General features: G+C 55.5%; 17 protein-coding genes. 12 read left to right on the top strand and 5 right to left on the bottom strand.

Going from position 1 to position 17,945, the window contains the following annotated elements; all coding sequences use genetic code 11:
• Positions 1-190: 190 nt before the first annotated feature.
• The 3 genes from ACR0L3_RS08970 to ACR0L3_RS08960 all read left to right on the top strand — a co-directional run bounded on the left by ACR0L3_RS08970 (position 191) and on the right by ACR0L3_RS08960 (position 3,216).
• Complete coding sequence (locus tag ACR0L3_RS08970; RefSeq protein WP_480745359.1) at positions 191-844, top strand: protein-L-isoaspartate O-methyltransferase family protein; 654 nt, start codon at positions 191-193, stop codon at positions 842-844.
• A gap of 96 nt (positions 845-940) precedes the next feature.
• On the top strand, positions 941-2,359 hold the full coding sequence (locus tag ACR0L3_RS08965; protein WP_480745358.1) for a TolC family outer membrane protein: 1,419 nt from the start codon (positions 941-943) through the stop codon (positions 2,357-2,359).
• A 74-nt stretch (positions 2,360-2,433) separates the two neighbouring features.
• Complete coding sequence (locus tag ACR0L3_RS08960; protein WP_480745357.1) at positions 2,434-3,216, top strand: hypothetical protein; 783 nt, start codon at positions 2,434-2,436, stop codon at positions 3,214-3,216.
• On the opposite strand, the gene ACR0L3_RS08955 is transcribed toward ACR0L3_RS08960, so the two are convergent.
• Positions 3,213-4,676 (bottom strand): cobyric acid synthase, encoded by a 1,464-nt coding sequence (locus ACR0L3_RS08955; protein ID WP_480745356.1) that lies wholly within the window; start codon positions 4,674-4,676, stop codon positions 3,213-3,215. The two genes, ACR0L3_RS08960 and ACR0L3_RS08955, sit on opposite strands and share 4 nt — an antisense overlap.
• Positions 4,677-4,737: 61 nt before the next feature.
• Between ACR0L3_RS08955 and ACR0L3_RS08950 the strand changes: the two genes are divergently transcribed.
• On the top strand, positions 4,738-5,307 hold the full coding sequence (locus ACR0L3_RS08950; RefSeq protein WP_480745355.1) for a cobalamin biosynthesis protein CobQ: 570 nt from the start codon (positions 4,738-4,740) through the stop codon (positions 5,305-5,307).
• A 66-nt stretch (positions 5,308-5,373) separates the two neighbouring features.
• Here the strand turns inward: ACR0L3_RS08950 and ACR0L3_RS08945 are convergent, their stop codons facing one another.
• Positions 5,374-5,694, bottom strand: coding sequence for a DUF6280 family protein (locus ACR0L3_RS08945; protein WP_008757056.1), 321 nt, complete (start codon positions 5,692-5,694; stop codon positions 5,374-5,376).
• A gap of 218 nt (positions 5,695-5,912) precedes the next feature.
• Between ACR0L3_RS08945 and efp the strand changes: the two genes are divergently transcribed.
• Positions 5,913-6,476, top strand: a complete 564-nt coding sequence (gene efp / locus ACR0L3_RS08940) for an elongation factor P (RefSeq protein WP_480745354.1) — start codon at positions 5,913-5,915, stop codon at positions 6,474-6,476.
• A 58-nt stretch (positions 6,477-6,534) separates the two neighbouring features.
• Here efp and ACR0L3_RS08935 read toward each other — a convergent pair whose 3' ends face one another.
• Positions 6,535-7,479 carry an ABC transporter transmembrane domain-containing protein gene (locus tag ACR0L3_RS08935; protein ID WP_480745353.1) on the bottom strand — a complete coding sequence of 315 codons (945 nt, stop codon included), beginning with the start codon at positions 7,477-7,479 and terminating at the stop codon, positions 6,535-6,537.
• Between the two features lie 105 nt (positions 7,480-7,584).
• Positions 7,585-8,322, bottom strand: a complete 738-nt coding sequence (ygfZ, locus tag ACR0L3_RS08930) for a CAF17-like 4Fe-4S cluster assembly/insertion protein YgfZ (RefSeq protein WP_480745352.1) — start codon at positions 8,320-8,322, stop codon at positions 7,585-7,587.
• Between the two features lie 73 nt (positions 8,323-8,395).
• On the opposite strand from ygfZ, the gene ACR0L3_RS08925 reads away from it, so the two are divergent.
• A complete protein-coding gene (locus tag ACR0L3_RS08925; RefSeq protein WP_480745351.1) occupies positions 8,396-9,070 on the top strand; it encodes a TIGR04283 family arsenosugar biosynthesis glycosyltransferase in 675 nt (224 codons plus the stop codon).
• An 830-nt stretch (positions 9,071-9,900) separates the two neighbouring features.
• On the opposite strand, the gene ACR0L3_RS08920 is transcribed toward ACR0L3_RS08925, so the two are convergent.
• On the bottom strand, positions 9,901-10,749 hold the full coding sequence (locus ACR0L3_RS08920) for a MurR/RpiR family transcriptional regulator (RefSeq protein ID WP_480745350.1): 849 nt from the start codon (positions 10,747-10,749) through the stop codon (positions 9,901-9,903).
• Positions 10,750-10,878: 129 nt separating this feature from the next.
• Here ACR0L3_RS08920 and ACR0L3_RS08915 point away from each other — a divergent pair, with 129 nt between their 5' ends.
• From ACR0L3_RS08915 to ACR0L3_RS08890, 6 genes are all read left to right on the top strand, one after another.
• Positions 10,879-11,682 (top strand): N-formylglutamate amidohydrolase, encoded by an 804-nt coding sequence (locus ACR0L3_RS08915; protein ID WP_480745349.1) that lies wholly within the window; start codon positions 10,879-10,881, stop codon positions 11,680-11,682.
• Positions 11,679-12,263: a TRAP transporter small permease subunit gene (locus tag ACR0L3_RS08910; protein WP_480745348.1), complete on the top strand. Its 585-nt coding sequence runs from the start codon at positions 11,679-11,681 to the stop codon at positions 12,261-12,263. Before ACR0L3_RS08915 ends, ACR0L3_RS08910 begins: the two co-directional genes overlap by 4 nt.
• Entirely contained in the window at positions 12,260-13,579 is a 1,320-nt protein-coding gene (locus tag ACR0L3_RS08905; RefSeq protein WP_480745347.1) for a TRAP transporter large permease, read from the top strand. Before ACR0L3_RS08910 ends, ACR0L3_RS08905 begins: the two co-directional genes overlap by 4 nt.
• A gap of 52 nt (positions 13,580-13,631) precedes the next feature.
• On the top strand, positions 13,632-14,666 hold the full coding sequence (locus ACR0L3_RS08900; RefSeq protein WP_480745346.1) for a TRAP transporter substrate-binding protein: 1,035 nt from the start codon (positions 13,632-13,634) through the stop codon (positions 14,664-14,666).
• A 146-nt stretch (positions 14,667-14,812) separates the two neighbouring features.
• Positions 14,813-16,498, top strand: coding sequence for a Na/Pi cotransporter family protein (locus ACR0L3_RS08895; protein WP_480745345.1), 1,686 nt, complete (start codon positions 14,813-14,815; stop codon positions 16,496-16,498).
• Between the two features lie 56 nt (positions 16,499-16,554).
• On the top strand, positions 16,555-17,916 hold the full coding sequence (locus ACR0L3_RS08890; RefSeq protein ID WP_480745344.1) for a glutamine synthetase family protein: 1,362 nt from the start codon (positions 16,555-16,557) through the stop codon (positions 17,914-17,916).
• The last annotated feature ends 29 nt before the right edge of the window (positions 17,917-17,945 follow it).

Below are 17,945 nucleotides of genomic sequence, written 5' to 3'. Positions count from 1 at the left end.
CGTTTTAACACCTTTCTTTTGGGGCGTCCAGTGGGTAGGGCGTAAAAAACCATCCTCCGTATTTAGTGTGCGGTGCAATGACATTCCAAGTTCTTACGATACAGTAGAACTTTCCGCTTGAGAGCCGTTGCTGGTTTGGTCTGGATATGGCACAAGCCAAGCATACTTGGGACTTACAGTGAGCGATCCAATGACAGATTTCGCAACCCGACGCCGCACTATGGTTGACACACAAGTTCGACCTTCGGATGTCACGAAATTTCCTATCATTGACGCTATGCTAACCGTTCAGAGAGAGAACTTCGTGCCGGACAGTCAGCGCGAGGCGGCCTATGCCGAGGGCGTGGTTGATCTAGGAAATGGCCGCTACCTGCTCGAGCCGCGGACGCTGGCAAAGATGCTGGATGTTTTGAATGTCTCGAATGACGAGGTCGTTTTGGATATTGCCCCAGCGCTGGGTTACTCCACTGCTGTCACTGCACGTATGGCGCAACTTGTGGTCGCAGTTGAGGAAGATGAAGATTTGGCTTCCGAGGCGCAGACAATTCTGATGGAGGCGGACGCCGACAATGCGATTGTGCATGTTGGGCCGCTTCAGCAAGGCGCGACAGAGCATGGCCCGTATGACGTTATCATGGTTCAGGGTGGGGTTGAGCACGTACCTGAAGTATTGACTGCGCAATTAAAGGATCACGGGCGCATCGCCTGTCTGTTCGTCGAGGGGGAACTCGGCACAGTTCGGATTGGACACAAATCCGGCGGCAAAGTAACATGGCGCCACGCGTTCAACGCCAACGCACCGATTTTGCAGGCGTTTCGCAAAGAGTGTGCATTTTCGCTATAGTTCTTGTGCATATTCCAATGCTGCCTTGATTAGTTGAAAACATACGCGCAAACTGCGGTCAGGGCAGCGTAATATTGATTTGAGAAGGATTTCGTAATGCGTGTAAAGACGAGTGCGAAGTTTGTTAAGGCGATGGCACTAACGGCGGGTATAGCGCTGAGTGCTTTGCCAGGTCGTACCGCATGGGCGGACAACCTGACCGACGCGTTTATTGGCGCTTATAATACAAGTGGTTTGTTAGAACAGAACCGGGCACTGCTACGTGCGGCTGATGAAGATGTCGCGATTGCGGTGTCAGCGCTTCGCCCGATTATCAACTGGGCAGTGGAAGTCAGCCAAGACTACACACGTCGGTCGACAGCGGCAGGCGTCGTTAGAGATGAGCCTAGTAATTTTTTCACTGGCCTAACGCTGAGCCAACTGATTTACGACGGCGGCTTCTCGGTTTTGGGCAAGCAGTCGGCGCAGGAAATCGTTTTGTCGACGCGGCAAGCTCTGCTGGATGTTGAGCAATCGGTACTGTTCCGTGCTGCCAACGCATATCTTCTTGTTTTGGAGCAAGAAGAAGCAGTTCAGATTAGAAGGAACAACGTCGAAGTCTCCGCAGAAGAACTCCGGGCATCCCAAGATCGATTTGACGTTGGTGAAGTTACCCGTACGGATGTGGCACTTTCCGAAGCTCAGCTTGCCAGTTCGCAAGCGGATTTGGCGGTTGAACGTGGGTTTTTGGCCCAAGCTCAGGCGGAATATGTGAACGCCGTGGGAAAGGCACCCGGAAACACTGCGGGTTTGCCCGGCTTGCCCAACTTGCCTGGATCCGAAGCTGAGGCTGTTGCGTTGGCTCAGCGAAACCACCCAGCCATTCAGTCGGCACAGCACGAAGTGCGCGCACTCGATCTGCAGGTTCAGCAGCAGCGTGCGAATCTGGGTCCAAATGTTAGTCTGAATGCGGATGCAGGTATCCGTGAAAGATACGATGATGATGACAGCCTTGAAGACGCAACCATAGCGTTGCGCTTCAATCAGCCGATTTACGCCGGCGGCCGCCTGGCTGCCAGTGTGCGTCGCGCCATGGCCACACGGGATGCGTCACGCGCAAACTTGCTAAATGTCCAAAAAGATATCACTCAGGGTGTGGTAGACGCCTACTCCTCGTTTCAGGCCGCTTCAGCCAGCCTGAGAGCCTCGACAGAACGTGTTCGTGCTTCGCAGGTTGCGTTTGACGGTATCCGAGAGGAAGCAACCCTTGGCGCACGGACAACGTTGGATGTTTTGAACGCTCAGCAAGACTTGCTTGACGCTCAACTGGCTGAGGTAAGGTCACGCGTCGAACGCTCACGGTCCGCGTATCAACTGCTTCAATCGCAGGGTTTGTTGACCGCAGAACGTTTGGGATTGGCCGTTCAGATTTATGATCCGACCCTATACTACAATTTGGTCAAAAAGGCTCCGGCTCAGGTCAGCAAGCAAAGCAAGGATCTGGATCGCGTCCTCAAAGCGTTGCGCCGAGATTAAGGTTCAACACTACCTGTTGTGAGGTTCGGCTTGTTTGGCTACACTTGCTCTTGAGGATAGAGCGGTAGAGAAAAATGACGGATAAAGTCGTACGAACCGGAATCGAGGACGTCCTGTCCTCGATCAAGCGCTTGGTTAACGAAGAAGACCGAAAGTCCAAGGGCGTGCATTCGACAACCACGGCGCGAAAACCTAGCAGATTGGTTTTGACCGATGCATTGCGGGTTGGTGATGTCGGGCATGTCGAGACCACATCAGATTCCCCCGAAGGTGAGGTGTTGTACCGGGTAGAGGACTCGGTGAAGCCGATGATTTTAAGGGCTTGTGACATTGTTAAGCACGCAGACCCCGCCAGTGAACAGCAGTCCAACACTGCACCGAAAAAGGATCCGGTCGAAAGCCTGAGCGCAAAAATTGAGGCGTTGGAAACTGCAATCGCCAAGACAGAAGACCAGTGGGAGCCTGACGGCGACAGCGACGACGAATACGCAGGAACCCCAAACGCGACGCTGGTCTGGGGCGCAGAGGAAGAATTTGCGCTAATCGAATCCAAATCTTCGGCAGCGACAGATTCGGCAATTGAAAGAAAAGCACCGGTGCAGGAAGAACTCGAATCTGCCCCTGTCGCGACATTTGTCAGAAGCCCTCGGCAATCCTCTGCCGAGGAACCTAAAGCTGAAGAGAGCCAAGTGAAGACGGCGTCGTTGACTTTAGACGAGGACATGTTGCGCAGCTTGATCGCACAGGTTGTGCGGGAAGAGTTGCAAGGTGTGCTGGGCCAGCGCATAACCCGCAACGTCCGCAAAATGGTGAGACGCGAGATTCACAGGGCGCTGGCTGACCAGAAAGTGGATTAAACTTTCATTGGCTTTGGAACTTGGGCCAGTTCCAGGATCTGATCCAGATCCAGGTGCTGTTCTAAATGATCGGCCAGAGCGTTAAGAGTATCCTCGACACCGTCCTCGTATGACAGTTCCGATACCGCACCCAGTTTTTCCAGATAGCGGGCGCGGAACTCGTCTGATGAAAAGATTCCATGAAGATAGCTTCCGAGGATTCGCCCTGTTTGGTCAGCGGCCCCTTCCGGGCGGTCTTCAATCTCAAGCCAAGCACGGCTGCAATCGCGGCCTTCTGTCCGACCCATATGAATTTCGTACCCTGTTACCGGATCGTCGCCTGGAACGGTACGAGCCGATCGGAGAGTAACCTTTTTGTCGCCGGCCATGACGGTGGTCACATCCAGCAGCCCAAGCCCTTCGACCGTGCCTGGGGTGCCATCGACGCCTTCGGGGTCGCTGATGGTTTTACCCAGCATTTGATAGCCACCGCACAGGCCCAGTACGTGACCACCGCGCCGGACATGGGCGTATAAGTCGATATCCCAACCCTGCGCCCGGAAGTACTTCAAATCACCGATAGTGGACTTGCTGCCAGGCAGTAGGACCAGATCGGCATCACCGGGCAGGGCGCGCCCGGCGGGGATGATCTCGACCGTGACACCGGGTTCGGCGGACAGCGGGTCGAGGTCGTCGAAATTGGCCATCCGTTCAAGTTGCGGTACGACCACCTTACACGCCCCGCCCCGGTGAGACCGGATATCCATCATATCCTCGGCAGGCAGTTTCCACGCGTCCTGAAACCAAGGCACTACGCCCAAGCAGGGCCAGCCGGTGTGCGCGGAAATATCATCGCGCCCTTCGTCGAATAGGGCAACATCGCCCTTAAATCTGTTGACGGCAAAGCCCTTGATCATCTCGAGATCACCAGCGTCCAGCACCGCCTGCGTGCCCACGATTTGGGCGATCACGCCGCCTCGATGGATGTCACCGACCAAAACAACGGGCACCCCTGCGGCGCAGGCAAAGCCCATATTGGCGATATCGCCTTTTCGTAAGTTGGTTTCAGCCGGGCTTCCGGCGCCTTCGATCAATACCAGATCTGCGTCACCGCAAAGCCGATCAAAGCTATCGAGAGCGGCGCCAAGTAGCTTGGACTTGTCCTTGCGATAGTCGCCCGCCTTCATAGTGCCTGCGCGCTGCCCTTGGACAATAATCTGGGCGCCGGTGTCAGTTTCCGGCTTCAGCAGAATCGGATTCATATCTGTATGAGTAGGGCGCATTGCCCCGCGCGCTTGCAAGGCCTGAGCGCGGCCGATCTCACCGCCGTTTTCGGTGACGGCGGCGTTGTTTGACATGTTCTGCGGCTTGAACGGCGCAACCTTTAGCCCACGCCGCGTATAAGCGCGCGCCAAACCAGCCACTAAAACCGATTTTCCAACATTACTGCCGGTGCCTTGAATCATGATGGCGCGAACCATGGCCGTCTCCTATACGTTGTCGCGCAGATGACCTGATTTGCGGCCAAAGGAAAAGCCCCCGATGAACACACCCGCGCATCTTTTAATCGGTGCCGCCGTTTTTGCGCGGCCTGCACAGGGGCCGATCCTGTGGGCTGCGTTGCTGGGGTCTCTGTTGCCCGATGTCTCGCTCTACGTCTTGGCCGGGGCGTCGCTTTACCTTCTAGGGATTCCGCCACAGGTAGTGTTCGACGAGCTCTATTACTCGAACGCCTGGCAAACAGTGTTTGCCATCGACAATTCGTTTTTCCTTTGGGGGCTTGCGCTGCTGATTGGGCTATGGCGCGGATGGCGGTTTCTGACAGTGATGGCGTCAGCAGGTGTGCTGCATCTGGCGATGGATTTCATACTGCATGCGGGTGACGGGCGGCCGCAGTTCTGGCCATTAAGCGATTGGGTCTTTCACAGCCCGGTCAGCTATTGGGACAGTTCGCACCATGCCCTGTGGGTGGCACCTGTCTCGGTCGCAGTTTGCGCAGGGGCTTTCGTGGTGCTGTGGAACAGGGGCCTGACTGTGCCTGCCAAACTGTTCTTTGCCCTGTTGCTGGCGGCTGAGCTTTGGGTCGTCCGCCAATGGCTGCTGTTCTTTTAACGCCTCAAAAGAAAAGCGCGCCCCGGTGAACGGGAGCGCGCTTTTTCATTCAGAGGTCGCCTTGCTTTAGGCGGCTTCAGCTTGCTGAGCGGCGTTGCGACGTTCGCTTTCTTCGCGCGACAATGCGACCGAAGTCCGCACACCGCGACCGACGAATTCCATCAATCCGCCAACGACCCGCTCATTAGGGTCGATACCCGCGCAGGAAAGCACTTCGCGGCCATCGCGCGAGCGTGCCCAACGGGCGATTTGTTCCGGGCCATTGCCGTATTTTTTGTCATCGGCGATAGCGTCATCCAGTGCAGCCAACACAACGGCTGCGAAAAGTTTGCGTGCACGATTGCCTTGCTCATTGTTAAAGGCAGTGCCGTCAACGAAATCTCTCATCTCGTTTTCCTTGTTGTTCTTGCTCTTGCATTTTCGGCGTGACGGTCCTTATGACCTATTAGTTGCGATTCGGATACAGCTAAAATGCATAGTTGCGTTGCGTCATTTGCATGGCTTGCTGCAAGTGCAGCACTAAGTTTGGTTGTCTTGTCAGGTGTGGTCACGCCAGATATAGGGACGGGAACTGACGCATCAACCGTTTGTGAAGGATTTATGTCATGCCCAAGATAAATGGGAACGAAATTCGCCCCGGCAATGTGCTTGAGCATAACGACGGGCTGTGGGCCGCTGTTAAAGTTGACCACGTAAAGCCCGGTAAAGGCGGCGCTTTTGCGCAGGTCGAGCTGCGCAACCTGCGCAACGGCTCTAAGCTAAATGAACGCTTCCGTTCGGCGGACAAGGTTGAGCGTGTACGTTTGGAACAGAAGGATCAGCAATTCTTATACGAATCCGACGGAATGCTGGTGTTCATGGATTCTGAGACCTACGAACAGATTGAACTGCCTTCAGATCTGCTGGGCGAACGCCGGCCGTTTTTGCAGGACGGCATGACCATCGTGGTCGAGTTTTACGAAAGCGAAGCGTTGAACGCGACTCTGCCGCAGAAGGTGACATGCAAGATTGTCGAGACAGAGCCGGTGGTCAAAGGCCAAACAGCAGCGAACTCGTTCAAACCCGCCCTTCTTGATAATGGCGTCAAGGTCATGGTGCCACCCTTCATCGGTCAGGATGAGATGATAGTGGTGAACACAGAAACCATGGAGTATTCCGAGCGCGCATAAGCCTAGGTTCGCCGACAACGTTTTGGGACCGCGGCGGTGAAGGCCGCGCGGTCTTTTTTTAGTGCCGACGTTTCACGTGCCGATAGCGTTCCGGGTTAGGGCCGAACAATTCAAGCATCAGTTCGTATTTGATGCGGTTGGCGCTGACTTGCCGGTAAAACGCGATCAAAAAGGCAGTGGGGCCTTGAATGCGCCCCAATCCGCTGGTGGCGGCCACGACTGTCCCGACATCCGTTTTCCCGTTGAGAACCAAGTAACCGCCAAGCATCAGCACTCCAACCGTTCCCGCGCCGTTGATTGCGCTCAACAGGAACTTCGTAGACAGTTTCCACAGAAACATCCGGCGGCGCGTGTTGTAGATGTCGTCAAACTGGGCTTCGACATCACGCGCGACTGCATCGATATCCTCGATCGTGAGCTTATCGGTCGCATTCCGCAGTATGCGCACACGCTCAGCTACGAAAACGTTCACTTTGCGCTGGGATACCAGCACGATGATAATTTGCGGCAAAATCATCGAAAGGGCGATCATGCCCAACCCCGGCTGAGTTGACGAGATATAGCCGATCACGCTGATCAGCGTTCCGATCTGTACGACCGGATCTGAAAAGGCTCCGCCCGCGAATTTTCCTAATTCCTCTGCCTCGGCCGAAACAGCGGTTGTCATAGTCCCTTTCTTTACCGACTCGCCTGTGTCGCCTACATCAGACGCCCGCACCAACAGGCGTTGGCGGATCAGGCGGATCATGTCCTCTCCTAACGTACTGGCGCGAAAGCCTAACAGCCATTTCAGGGCGAGGCTCAGAAGAATGACAGACATCATGCCTGTACCAAGGTAAACCAGTCGCTCGGTCGTTACGTCGTCCGAGGTCAAATGGTTGATGATATCGCGTTGGAACTCCAAAGGCACCGCGGCGAGGGCTGCGATAGCGATGGATAAAACAATAAGGATAATCTGCCGTCCGGCGCTGGCCCGCCAGATCGCGCGGTATAACTGAAGCATTGGCGCATCCGTTAATTGAACTCGTCGCACTGTGGCAGCGCAGCAAGTTCGGTTCAAACAGTGCGGTGGTTAATCAAAGAGCAGCCGTGCTGGATTGGCAACATATTATGGTTCCAGTGTCACATTGGCTTCCGCAGCCTGCATGTCTCCGCGCGCGCGGTCAAAACGCAGATATGCGATCCCTCGGCCATTCGACTGAGTGAACAAAGTACCCGCTGGTTTTCCGCCAGATGTGATTTCTGTTCCAACTGGGGCGGAGCCATCGACTAGGACTGTGCGCAGCCCTTTTCGCAGCTCGGTTTTGTGTTTCATGCGGGCAGTGACTTCCTGCCCGACGTAGCAACCCTTTTTGAAATCAACGCCGTTCAGGGCCTCGAAACCGGATTCAAGGAGATAGCTGTCGGGTGTCAACTCGACACCGGTTTCCGGAATGCAGTGCTGCACACGGATGGCGTCCCAGTCGGTGCCGTCATCCGCTTCGGCCTCAGTGGAATAAGCCCGCCAACCCATATACGGGTGGCGCGGGTCGGGCAGGGCGCCATCAGGTGCCGGACCAGTACCACGTTGCAGGTTCAGGCCGCTGTCTTCAATCGCAACATCGGCGCGCAGTTTATACATGCTCAACCGTTTGACGAAGCCGTCAGCGATCTCCTCGGCGACATCCAGCAAGATTGCGTCGCCGTCACGTTTTAGAAAGAAATCTGCCAGGTACTTTCCCTGAGGGGTAAGCAAGGCCGCGTAAACCAACCCATCATCCAGACCGGCAATATCATTTGTCACCAGCCCTTGAAGAAAGCTGTCAGTGTCCGAGCCACTCAGGCGCAGAATACGGCGATTGGGCATGGGGCGGTCCTCGTCTTTTCCCTTGGCTCCGTGATATAGGAGTTCGCGCCGCCAAGACCAGAGGGTATCCGCATTGTCAGCACCGATCAGCATCGTCATACCGACACTGAACGCGGGCGAAGCTTTGTCAAAGTGTCTGCCATCTCTTATGGAAGGTCTCCACACGGGGATGATCCGCGAGCTTATCGTCACCGATGGTGGGTCTACTGATCCGACACTTGAAATCGCGGATGAGGCCGGGGCTGAGATCGTCTGTGGTGCGCCGTCACGCGGTGGTCAGCTGCGACGTGGATGTGCAGCCGCAAAGGGAGATTGGCTGTTGGTCTTGCATGCAGATTCCGTTTTGCAGGATGGGTGGAGCAAAGAGGTTGCAAAGCATCTTGCCACAGGGCGACCGGCCGCCTTTCATTTGGCCTTCAATTCAAAAGGTTTCGGACCAGCTTGGGTCGCAGCTTGGGCCAACCTTCGTAGCCGGATATTTGGATTGCCCTATGGTGATCAGGGGCTTTTGATGCCGCGCCGCGTGTATCAAAAAGCCGGGGGCTATCCGGACCAATCATTGATGGAGGACGTGGCTCTGGTGCGTCGCTTACCCAGTATTACCTTGTTGGGCACCCGCGCTGTTACGAGTGCGGACCGCTATGCGCAGGCGGGGTGGCTGCGTCGGGGTGCACGGAACCTGTGGATTCTAACTCGGTATTTTCTAGGGGCTGATCCGGAGAGGCTTGCGCAGGCTTATCGGCGTTAAGGGTCGTGCGCAGCTCGACAACGGATTTACCCAAACGGAACGGTGCGGCAAAACTCACCAGACATAGCGCAACGATTTGCAGCACCAGAATATGCGCGTTCTCTTGCAGGTATTCCCATTCGTTTTTCAGCTTACCGACCTGTTCGACCAGATCATCATAGCTTTGGGCCAGGATCAGGTAATCTCCGGCGATTGCTGGAACCTTGCGACGCATGTTGTCGATTGCAGCCTGAGTTTCGTCGTCCAGAGTGGTGAACACCAGAAACTGATCAATGCTGAATGCATCAGCTTTGGCGGCCATTGCGCGTAACTCGTCTTGTTCTTCTTTTGCCTGTCGTCCGAACAGGAAGTGCAACCCTTGCAATGGGGCGACCTCGTTCGTTACGGCAATGAACAGCGGCAAATCGGCATTGCTGGCGGTTGATGCAGACAGAAATTCCACCTTGTCGCACAGCACTTTTGTGTCCGGATCATATGCGGGGTCACAGAAACGCAGCCTGAACCGTGCCGCGTCCCGGTCAAAAGCCAGTGTCGCGGCATAGGCTACGTCAATTTGACGATCCAAACGCGAACTGTCTGACGTGTATAGCCCGGCCAGAACTGCGACCAGCGCGCCGATGCCGCCGAGAACGACCCAGACCAGATCGGCAAGTTTCCAAGCCCTGTGTCCTGCAGGTTTACGGAACAGAAAAGCAGTTCCAATTGATCCTGCCACAAAGAACAGGATCAGTAGCGGCAGTTGGTTCTCGGTCACAAAACTCATGACCCCAAAGTGACTGTGCGCCGTCGTGCTGGCAACACTCCTCACGGTCAGTTGTACCGTGTTGCTTTTAAGAGCCTGAGCTTTGTCCAAATTTCCGGAACAGCTTGGTACGGTCGAAAGCCTGTTCCAGCTCGTCTGTGCGCTCTTTAACCGAATCCCACAGGCGTTCTTGAACCTCGGCGATCACGCATTCCATGAGCATCAAAATTGCGGCCATTGAGTCCCACGCGGATGGTACAGCGATGCGTGCAGCAAACGTATGTTTTGCTAGCCGGTGAATGGGCGAACGCCATTGGTCGGTAAGCAGCACGACCTCGGCCTCGCGCTCCTGACACAATTGGCCAATCAACATGGTTGAGTTCTCGTAGCGCCGTACATCCAGCGCGATCAGCACGTCTCCTTTGCGCACATCCAGCAGATCATGTGTCCATGAGGCCGCAAATGGGAGAAGCCGGACATCTGGGCGGATCATCTGCAGATGCAAGTAAAGGTATTGCGCCAACGTGCCGGTGATGCGTCCCCCGGTGATGAAGATACGCCGGTCAGGGTTACTGAGCAGGCCACAGAAACTGTCGAACTCTGCGGGATCGACTTCATCAATCGTGCGTTTTTGATTTGCCAGCGCCTGCTGGGAATAGCGGTTCAGGATGTGTTCTTCGGGCAAATCGTTCTGCCAGACATCGCGCTTGGCGATGGGCCCCGAGATCATTTCTTTCACTTCACCGCGTAGGGCCGCTTGGAACTGCGGGTAGCCTTCGAAGCCCGTCTTTTGCAACATCCGCGCCACAGTGGTCGTCGAAACCGAAGCGGCGCTGGCGAGTTCGGTAATAGTTCCTAGGCCCGCCATTGGGTAGTCGTCCAGCAACACACTGATCAGCTGCCTTTCAGATGGGGTCATTTCGTCCCGATGGGCCATCAGCCTGTCCGTTACCCGCACCGATGGGTCCTCCTGCATAGAATCTAGGCGCTGGTGTTAAAAATTTTTCAGCGCGATCCGGTCTGGTGAAATTTATACAGGAAAATTATTGACAGGTGAATGCTTCGTGTGGGATTTTTTTCGCAGACAATTTTCACGGAATCGCAGGGCGGCACATTGGACTTCGGAACTGTTGTTCATACGGAAAATGCGGATGGCGCGCCTTCGGTGTTGATGGTGTGTGAGCACGCCTCGAAACGTATCCCTGATTTTCTCGGCGATATGGGGCTGACAGCCGAGGCGCGGAAAAGCCACATCGCCTGGGATCCCGGCGCGCTGGGCGTGGCGCAACAGATGGCATCTCTTATGTCCGCGCCACTGGTCCATGGCGGAGTGTCGCGGCTGGTTTATGACTGCAACCGTCCGCCCGAAGCTAAAGGGGCCATGCCCGTAAAAAGCGAGGAGTATGAAATTCCCGCAAACGCTTTGATGACACAGGAAGAGCGGCAAGCACGGGTAGATAATATCTATATCCCGTTCGCAAACGCTCTGTCGGGACAAATTGCCCGGCATCGTCCGTCGCTGAAGCTTATGGTGACAATGCACAGTTTCACTCCGATTTTTCATGGCGATCAGAGGGAAGTTGAATTGGGTATTCTGCATGGGCGCGATGATCGGTTTGCCAAGGCGATGTTGGAAGCGGCACCCGAGGATTTGCCGTTTGTGACGCGTCTGAACGAGCCCTATTCATCTGCCGATGGGGTGACCCATACTCTGGACGCGCAGGGATATGCGAACCAGTTGCCGAACGTAATGATTGAAGTGCGCAATGACTTGATCCTAACGCCCGAACAGCAACGTGCGATGGCCGAACATCTGGTGCCCTGGATCAACCGGTCTCTGATCGACTTTCCAGACAGAGGTGCAACGTGATCCGAGCCATGGCGGCATATGTAAGGATTGTCGATGCGGTAAATTACCGGATCGGCCGGGTAATGATGTGGGGTCTGTTTGTGATGATGGGGATCCTGCTTTGGTCTTCGATCTCAAAGACGTTCTTCCTACCGTCGTTATGGACGTTGGAAATGGCGCAGTTCGCAATGGTGACCTATTACATTGTGGGTGGGCCGTATTCGATCCAATTGGGGTCAAATGTTCGGATGGATCTGTTCTACCACAATTGGAGCCCGCACAAGAAAGCCTGGTTCGACGCGTTCACCGTCATGTTGCTGATCCTCTATTTGGGTGTCTTGTTTTACGGAGGCCTTGGCTCGACCGCCTACAGCCTTGGCTATTGGGGCGATGAGCCGTTGTCCTATTTCATTGGCCTGATCACCGGCAGTGAAGAGATCGGGCGACTAGAGCGCTCATCCACGGCTTGGCGCCCTTATATTTGGCCGGTCAAAGCCATCATGGTGTTTGGCTTCTTCCTGATGCTGCTGCAGGCGATATCGGAATTTTTCAAAGACATAGCCCGGATCAAGGGGCAGGAGATCGGGGTGGCACGGGCATGAGCCAGGAATTTATCGCCATCTTCATGTTTGCATTGATGATGCTGATGCTGTTCACCGGGCAGCGCGTCTTTGGTGCGATCGGCGCAGTGGCAACCATTGCCGCCTTGGCGCTATGGGGCACTGGCGGGCAAGACATTACGTTCTCGGCCGCAATGAAGTTAATGAAATGGTACCCGCTGCTGACGCTGCCGATGTTCATCTTCATGGGTTATGTGCTGTCTGAAAGTCGGCTGGCCGATGACCTCTACAGGATGTTCCATGTGTGGATGGGGCCGGTGAATGGCGGGCTGGCGATAGGGACGATTGGCCTGATGGTGCTGGTGTCAGCCATGAATGGCCTCAGCGTGGCAGGAATGGCGATTGGCGCGACGATTGCGTTGCCTGAACTTCTGCGGCGTGGTTATGACAAGACCATGGTCACCGGGGTCATTCAAGCGGGGTCCAGTCTGGGTATCCTCGTGCCGCCTTCGGTGGTGCTGGTGCTTTACGCAATGATCGCGCGGCAACCTGTCGGGCAGTTGTGGCTGGCTGGCATCGTTCCTGGGCTGCTGATGGCCGGACTTTTCATCCTTTATATCTGGATTCGCTGTCGTATTCAGCCGCATCTCGGCCCGGCAATGGAAGACGCGCACGAGGTTCCGTGGTCCGAGAAAATCCGGCTGCTTGGGGCAGGGGTGCTGCCGTTGATTATCTTCGCCGCGATGATGGTGCCATTTGTGAATGGTTGGACCTCGTTGGTGGAAAGCTCAGCGATTGGGGCTTTGACTGCTTTGGTTGTCTCGGTCGTTAAACGGCGGATGACATGGAAAATCTTTGAGGATTGCACCAAACAGACGCTGGCGATTTCGTGCATGTTCATGTGGATTATTCTTGCGGCGCTGGGCTTCGGCGCGGTGTTCGATGGCTTGGGCGCTGTGAAAGCGATCGAGAACCTGTTCACCCAGCAGTTGGGCCTGTCGCCCTGGATGATCCTGATCCTGATGCAACTCAGCTTTATCGTCATGGGTACTTTTCTGGACGACACAGCGATGCTGGTCATCGTAGCGCCACTTTACGTGCCGTTGGTCGGTGCCTTGGGGTTCGATCTGATCTGGTATGGGGTGTTGTACACGATCACGACGCAGATCGCTTATATGACCCCGCCATTCGGTTATAACTTGTTCCTAATGCGGGCGATGGCACCGCCTGAGATTGGTTTGAAGGACATTTACCGTTCGATCGTTCCCTTTGTTGGCGTGATGGTTCTGGCCTTGATCATAATAATGGCATTTCCGGAAATAGCACTTTGGCTGCCCGGCTATGTATATGGGAATTAACAAGAATGCCCGACCAATGGGCACGGGTAACTTCAACGGAGAGGAAATTAACATGACGACAAGACGTAAGTTCTTACAAACCGCCGGGGTTGGCTTTGCCGCCGCACCACTCGCCGCGCCCGCATTGGCGCAGAGCACGATCACGTGGCGCATGCAGACCTATGCTGGTCCTGCACTGGCTGAGCATGTGATCGATCCGGCCATCAAAATGTTCAACCAAATTGCCGGCGATCGGATGCAGATCGAGCTGTTCTACGCTGATCAGCTTGTTCCGACGGGTGAGCTGTTCCGCGCTATGCAGAAGGGTACCATTGACGCTGTGCAGTCGGACGATGACTCGATGGCGTCTCCGACCGAAGTCACCGTGTTTGGCGGCTATTTCCCATTTGCGTCGCGCTATTCGTTGGACGTGCCTGTGCTGTTCAATCAGTGGGGCCTTAACGAAATCTGGGACGAAGAATATTCCAAGGTTGGTGTCAAACACATTAGCGCCGGGGCATGGGATCCGTGCCATTTTGCGACCAAGGACCCGATCAATTCGCTAGAGGATATGAAGGGCAAGCGCATCTTCACCTTCCCAACGGCGGGCCGCTTCCTAAGCCAGTTCGGCGTGGTGCCCGTCACTCTGCCGTGGGAAGACATCGAGGTCGCGGTACAAACCGGCGAGTTGGACGGCATCGCGTGGTCCGGTATCACCGAGGACTACACAGTCGGCTGGGCAGATGTGACCAACTATTTCCTGACCAACAACATCTCCGGTGCGTGGGCTGGCCACTTCTTTGCGAATATGGATCGCTGGAACGAACTGCCTGAGGACCTGCAGACCCTGTTCAAAGTCTGTTGTGATCAATCTCATTACTATCGTCAGTGGTGGTATTGGGGTGGTGAAGCCAACCTGCGTGTGAACGGCACTAAGTTGCAGTTGACCACAATCCCAGACGAGGAATGGGCAACGGTTGAAGAAGCTGCCGTCAAATTCTGGGATGAGATCGCAGCGGAGTCGGAAACAAAGGCAAAAGTTGTCGACATCTTCAAACGCTACAACGCTGAGATGCTGAAGGCCGGACGGCCTTATCGCTACGGCTAACTGCACGCGATTCCGGCGCGCGGCCTTTGTCGCGTGCCGGTATTGGACCAACGGAAACACACTGCGAATGCTAGCCTCACCTCTGAAACAGAAATTGAAGCTCTGGACGCGCGATTGCGCGATCCGGATTTGCGAGGTGTGATCAGATGGCAATCGCAGGCTTTTTGATTGAGATATTCGCGGCAACCATGTTGCTGCTTTTTGCCGTAAGACTTGTTCGAACCGGCATTGAACGGCGCTTTGGCGCACTGTTTCAATCGATCCTGACACGCCACTCTAACACTTTCGTGGCGGGTTGTGCCGGTATGGTACTGGCAACGATTTTGCAAAGCTCAGCAGCTGTGACGGTTCTACTCACTGGCTTTGCGGCGGCGGGGATGGTGGGCTTTGGCCTCGCGTTGGCCGGAGTTCTGGGTGCTGACCTTGGCGCGGCTTTGGTCATTCAGGTACTGTCCTATGACTTGGGCTGGTTGCAGCCGGTGCTGTTGGCGCTTGGCGGATGGCTCTACCTAAAGTCAGAGCGGGCCAACGTGCGGCTGGTCGGCCGGATTGTACTTGGTATCGCTTTCATTCTGATTTCACTTCAATTTCTGCGCGAAGCCGTAGATCCGATCCGAGAAAGCGCGTTTTTACCGGCCATTGCTGGGTATCTAGAAAGCGACTATTTCAGTGCCTTTATTATCGGTGCGGTGCTGGCCTTTGTCATGCACAGCTCGGTCGCGACAATCCTGATGTGCGTGACGTTGGTGCAGATCGGCGCGATCCCTTTTGCTGCTGGCCTGTCGCTGGTGTTAGGTGCCAACTTGGGGTCAGCGTTCATTCCGATTTGGCTGACACGCGATTTGACTGTCACGGCACGACGTATACCGCTGGCCAATCTTCTGCTGAGGGGCAGCGCTGCGTTAGTGATGCTGATTGCGGTCAATGTTACCGGTGTGCACGAGGCGCTGATGGTGGCCGGAGCAGGGCAGTCGCTGATTTTGGCACATATTGGGTTCAACCTGGTCGTCTTTGTTCTGGCGACCGGTTTTGTGAACGCTTTGGAACGACCAATGAGCGTTCTGTTGCCCGAACCCAAGGCCCAGACAAGCGTGATGGACCAGTTCTCGGACGCGCTGAGCCCGCTTGGCGATCCTAGTGCGTCTGGGGCGAAGGTGGCGATGTCTTCAGTCCGGCATGAACTGTTGCAGATGGTCACTCAGGTCGAACGTATGTTCCGCCCGGTGCTGGATATATACGAGCAGGACGATAGCGACGCTATCTCGGCTCTGTGGCAGCAGGATGAAAGGGTGAACGCGCAACTCACTGAAATCCGCCGCTTTGTCGCTCGGATGCCGCGCCAGAATATGAGCAAAGCGCATGTAAAAGCCGCGCGGGAACTGGTGGAATACGCCATCCGTTTAGAGGCAGCAGGCGATGTAGTCTCGAACCGCATGACCCGTACGGCGCAGATCAAACACACAGAACGAACCGAATTTTCAACGCAGGGCTGGAAAGAGCTGATAGATCTACACGCGACTATTTTGGAAAGCTTTTCGTTGGCGCGCCACGTGCTGCTTGTCGATGACGTAGATTGTGCCCGGCGACTGGTATTGGACAAGGCCGAGGTTAAACGATTGTCCCGCCAAAGCCGAAAGGCGCACCTTAAACGCCTGGAACGTGGGCAAACGGAAAGTTTCCGTTCCAGCGATCTGCATCTTGAGACGTTGCGGGCCATGCGGGACCTGCATGGTCACATCGCGGCCATCGCCTATCCGATCCTCTACAAAAGCGGACAGGTTCTTGAGACGCGGTTGGTTATGGAATTGGAAAAGGGCACAGCCGACGATTAACGGCTAGGAACGCAAGCGAGAGACCAAGGGCTCTTGGAGAGACAAAGGAAAACAGGATGGGCAATGAAGCACGTTTGGACGACCTGAAAGCCAAGGTCGGTACCGGCGAGGTCGATACCGTGCTGGTCTGTATGGTTGATATGCAGGGGAGGCTGATGGGCAAGAGGTTCCACGCTGGCCATTTCGTAGCTGGCGCGTGGGAAGAGACACATTGCTGCAACTACCTGCTGGCTACGGACCTCGAGATGGCGACTCCTGATGGTTATGCCTCGACCAGTTGGGAGCGAGGTTATGGCGATTATGTTATGAAGCCGGACCTGAACACTCTGCGCCACGTGCCGTGGCTTGAGGGTACTGTGATGGTGATGTGCGACGTGCTGGACCATCACACCCATGAAGAGGTGTCGCATGCGCCGCGGTCGATCCTGAAGAAGCAGGTCAACCGACTGAAGGCTATGGGTTATGAGGCGATGACAGCCACAGAGCTGGAGTTCTTTCTGTTCGAAAAGAGCTTTGATCAGATCCGCAAAGAAGGCTTCCGCGATCTGGAGCCCATTTCAGGCTATAACGAAGACTATCATATTCTCCAGACCACCAAGGAAGAGCATGTGATGCGTCCGATCCGCAACCATCTTTGGAATGCGGGTATACCGATTGAGAATTCGAAGGGTGAGGCCGAGACTGGGCAGGAAGAGCTAAACATCAAGTATGCGCCCGCGATGGAGACGGCCGAGTATCACTCGATCGCGAAGAACGCGGTCAAGGAGATCGCTTGGCAACACGGGCACGCGGCCACGTTTCTGCCAAAGTGGCACCACGACAAGGTGGGCAGTTCCTCGCACGTGCATCAGTCGCTTTGGGCCGACGGGAAACCTGCGTTTTTTGACAAGTCGGATGAGCTGGGAATGTCAGCGCTGATGAAAAGCTACATGGCTGGTTTGTTGAAGTATGCGGCCGATTATACCTATTTCATGGCGCCTTACATCAACAGCTACAAGCGGTTCATGAAGGGCACCTTTGCGCCGACGCGGATTATCTGGTCGGTAGATAACCGGACCGCAGGGTATCGCCTGTGCGGCGATGGCACCAAGGCGGTACGGGTCGAGTGCCGCATTCCGGGTTCCGACATGAACCCGTACCTGGCGATGGCCGGGATGTTGGCTGCTGGCATTGCCGGTATTGAGGAAGGGCTGGAGCTACAGCCCGCCGCAACGGGCGACGTTTATCAAGGCGATACGGGCATGATCCCAGGCAACTTGCGCGCGGCGCGGGATGCGCTGCATGGCTCGGCCATGTTGCGGGCAGCCATGGGGGATGACGTGATCGACCATTACGCGCGTGCCGCTGAGGTGGAGATCGAAGAGTTCGAGCGTGTGGTGACCGACTGGGAAGTCGCTCGTGGGTTCGAGCGGGCATAGAGGGCAGGAGCGAGGGGCCAACCCCTCGC

The organism is Ruegeria sp. CK1, assembly GCF_056536545.1.
Note: the sequence above shows the minus strand (reverse complement) of the source record. Positions and strands in the feature narration are given on the sequence as shown.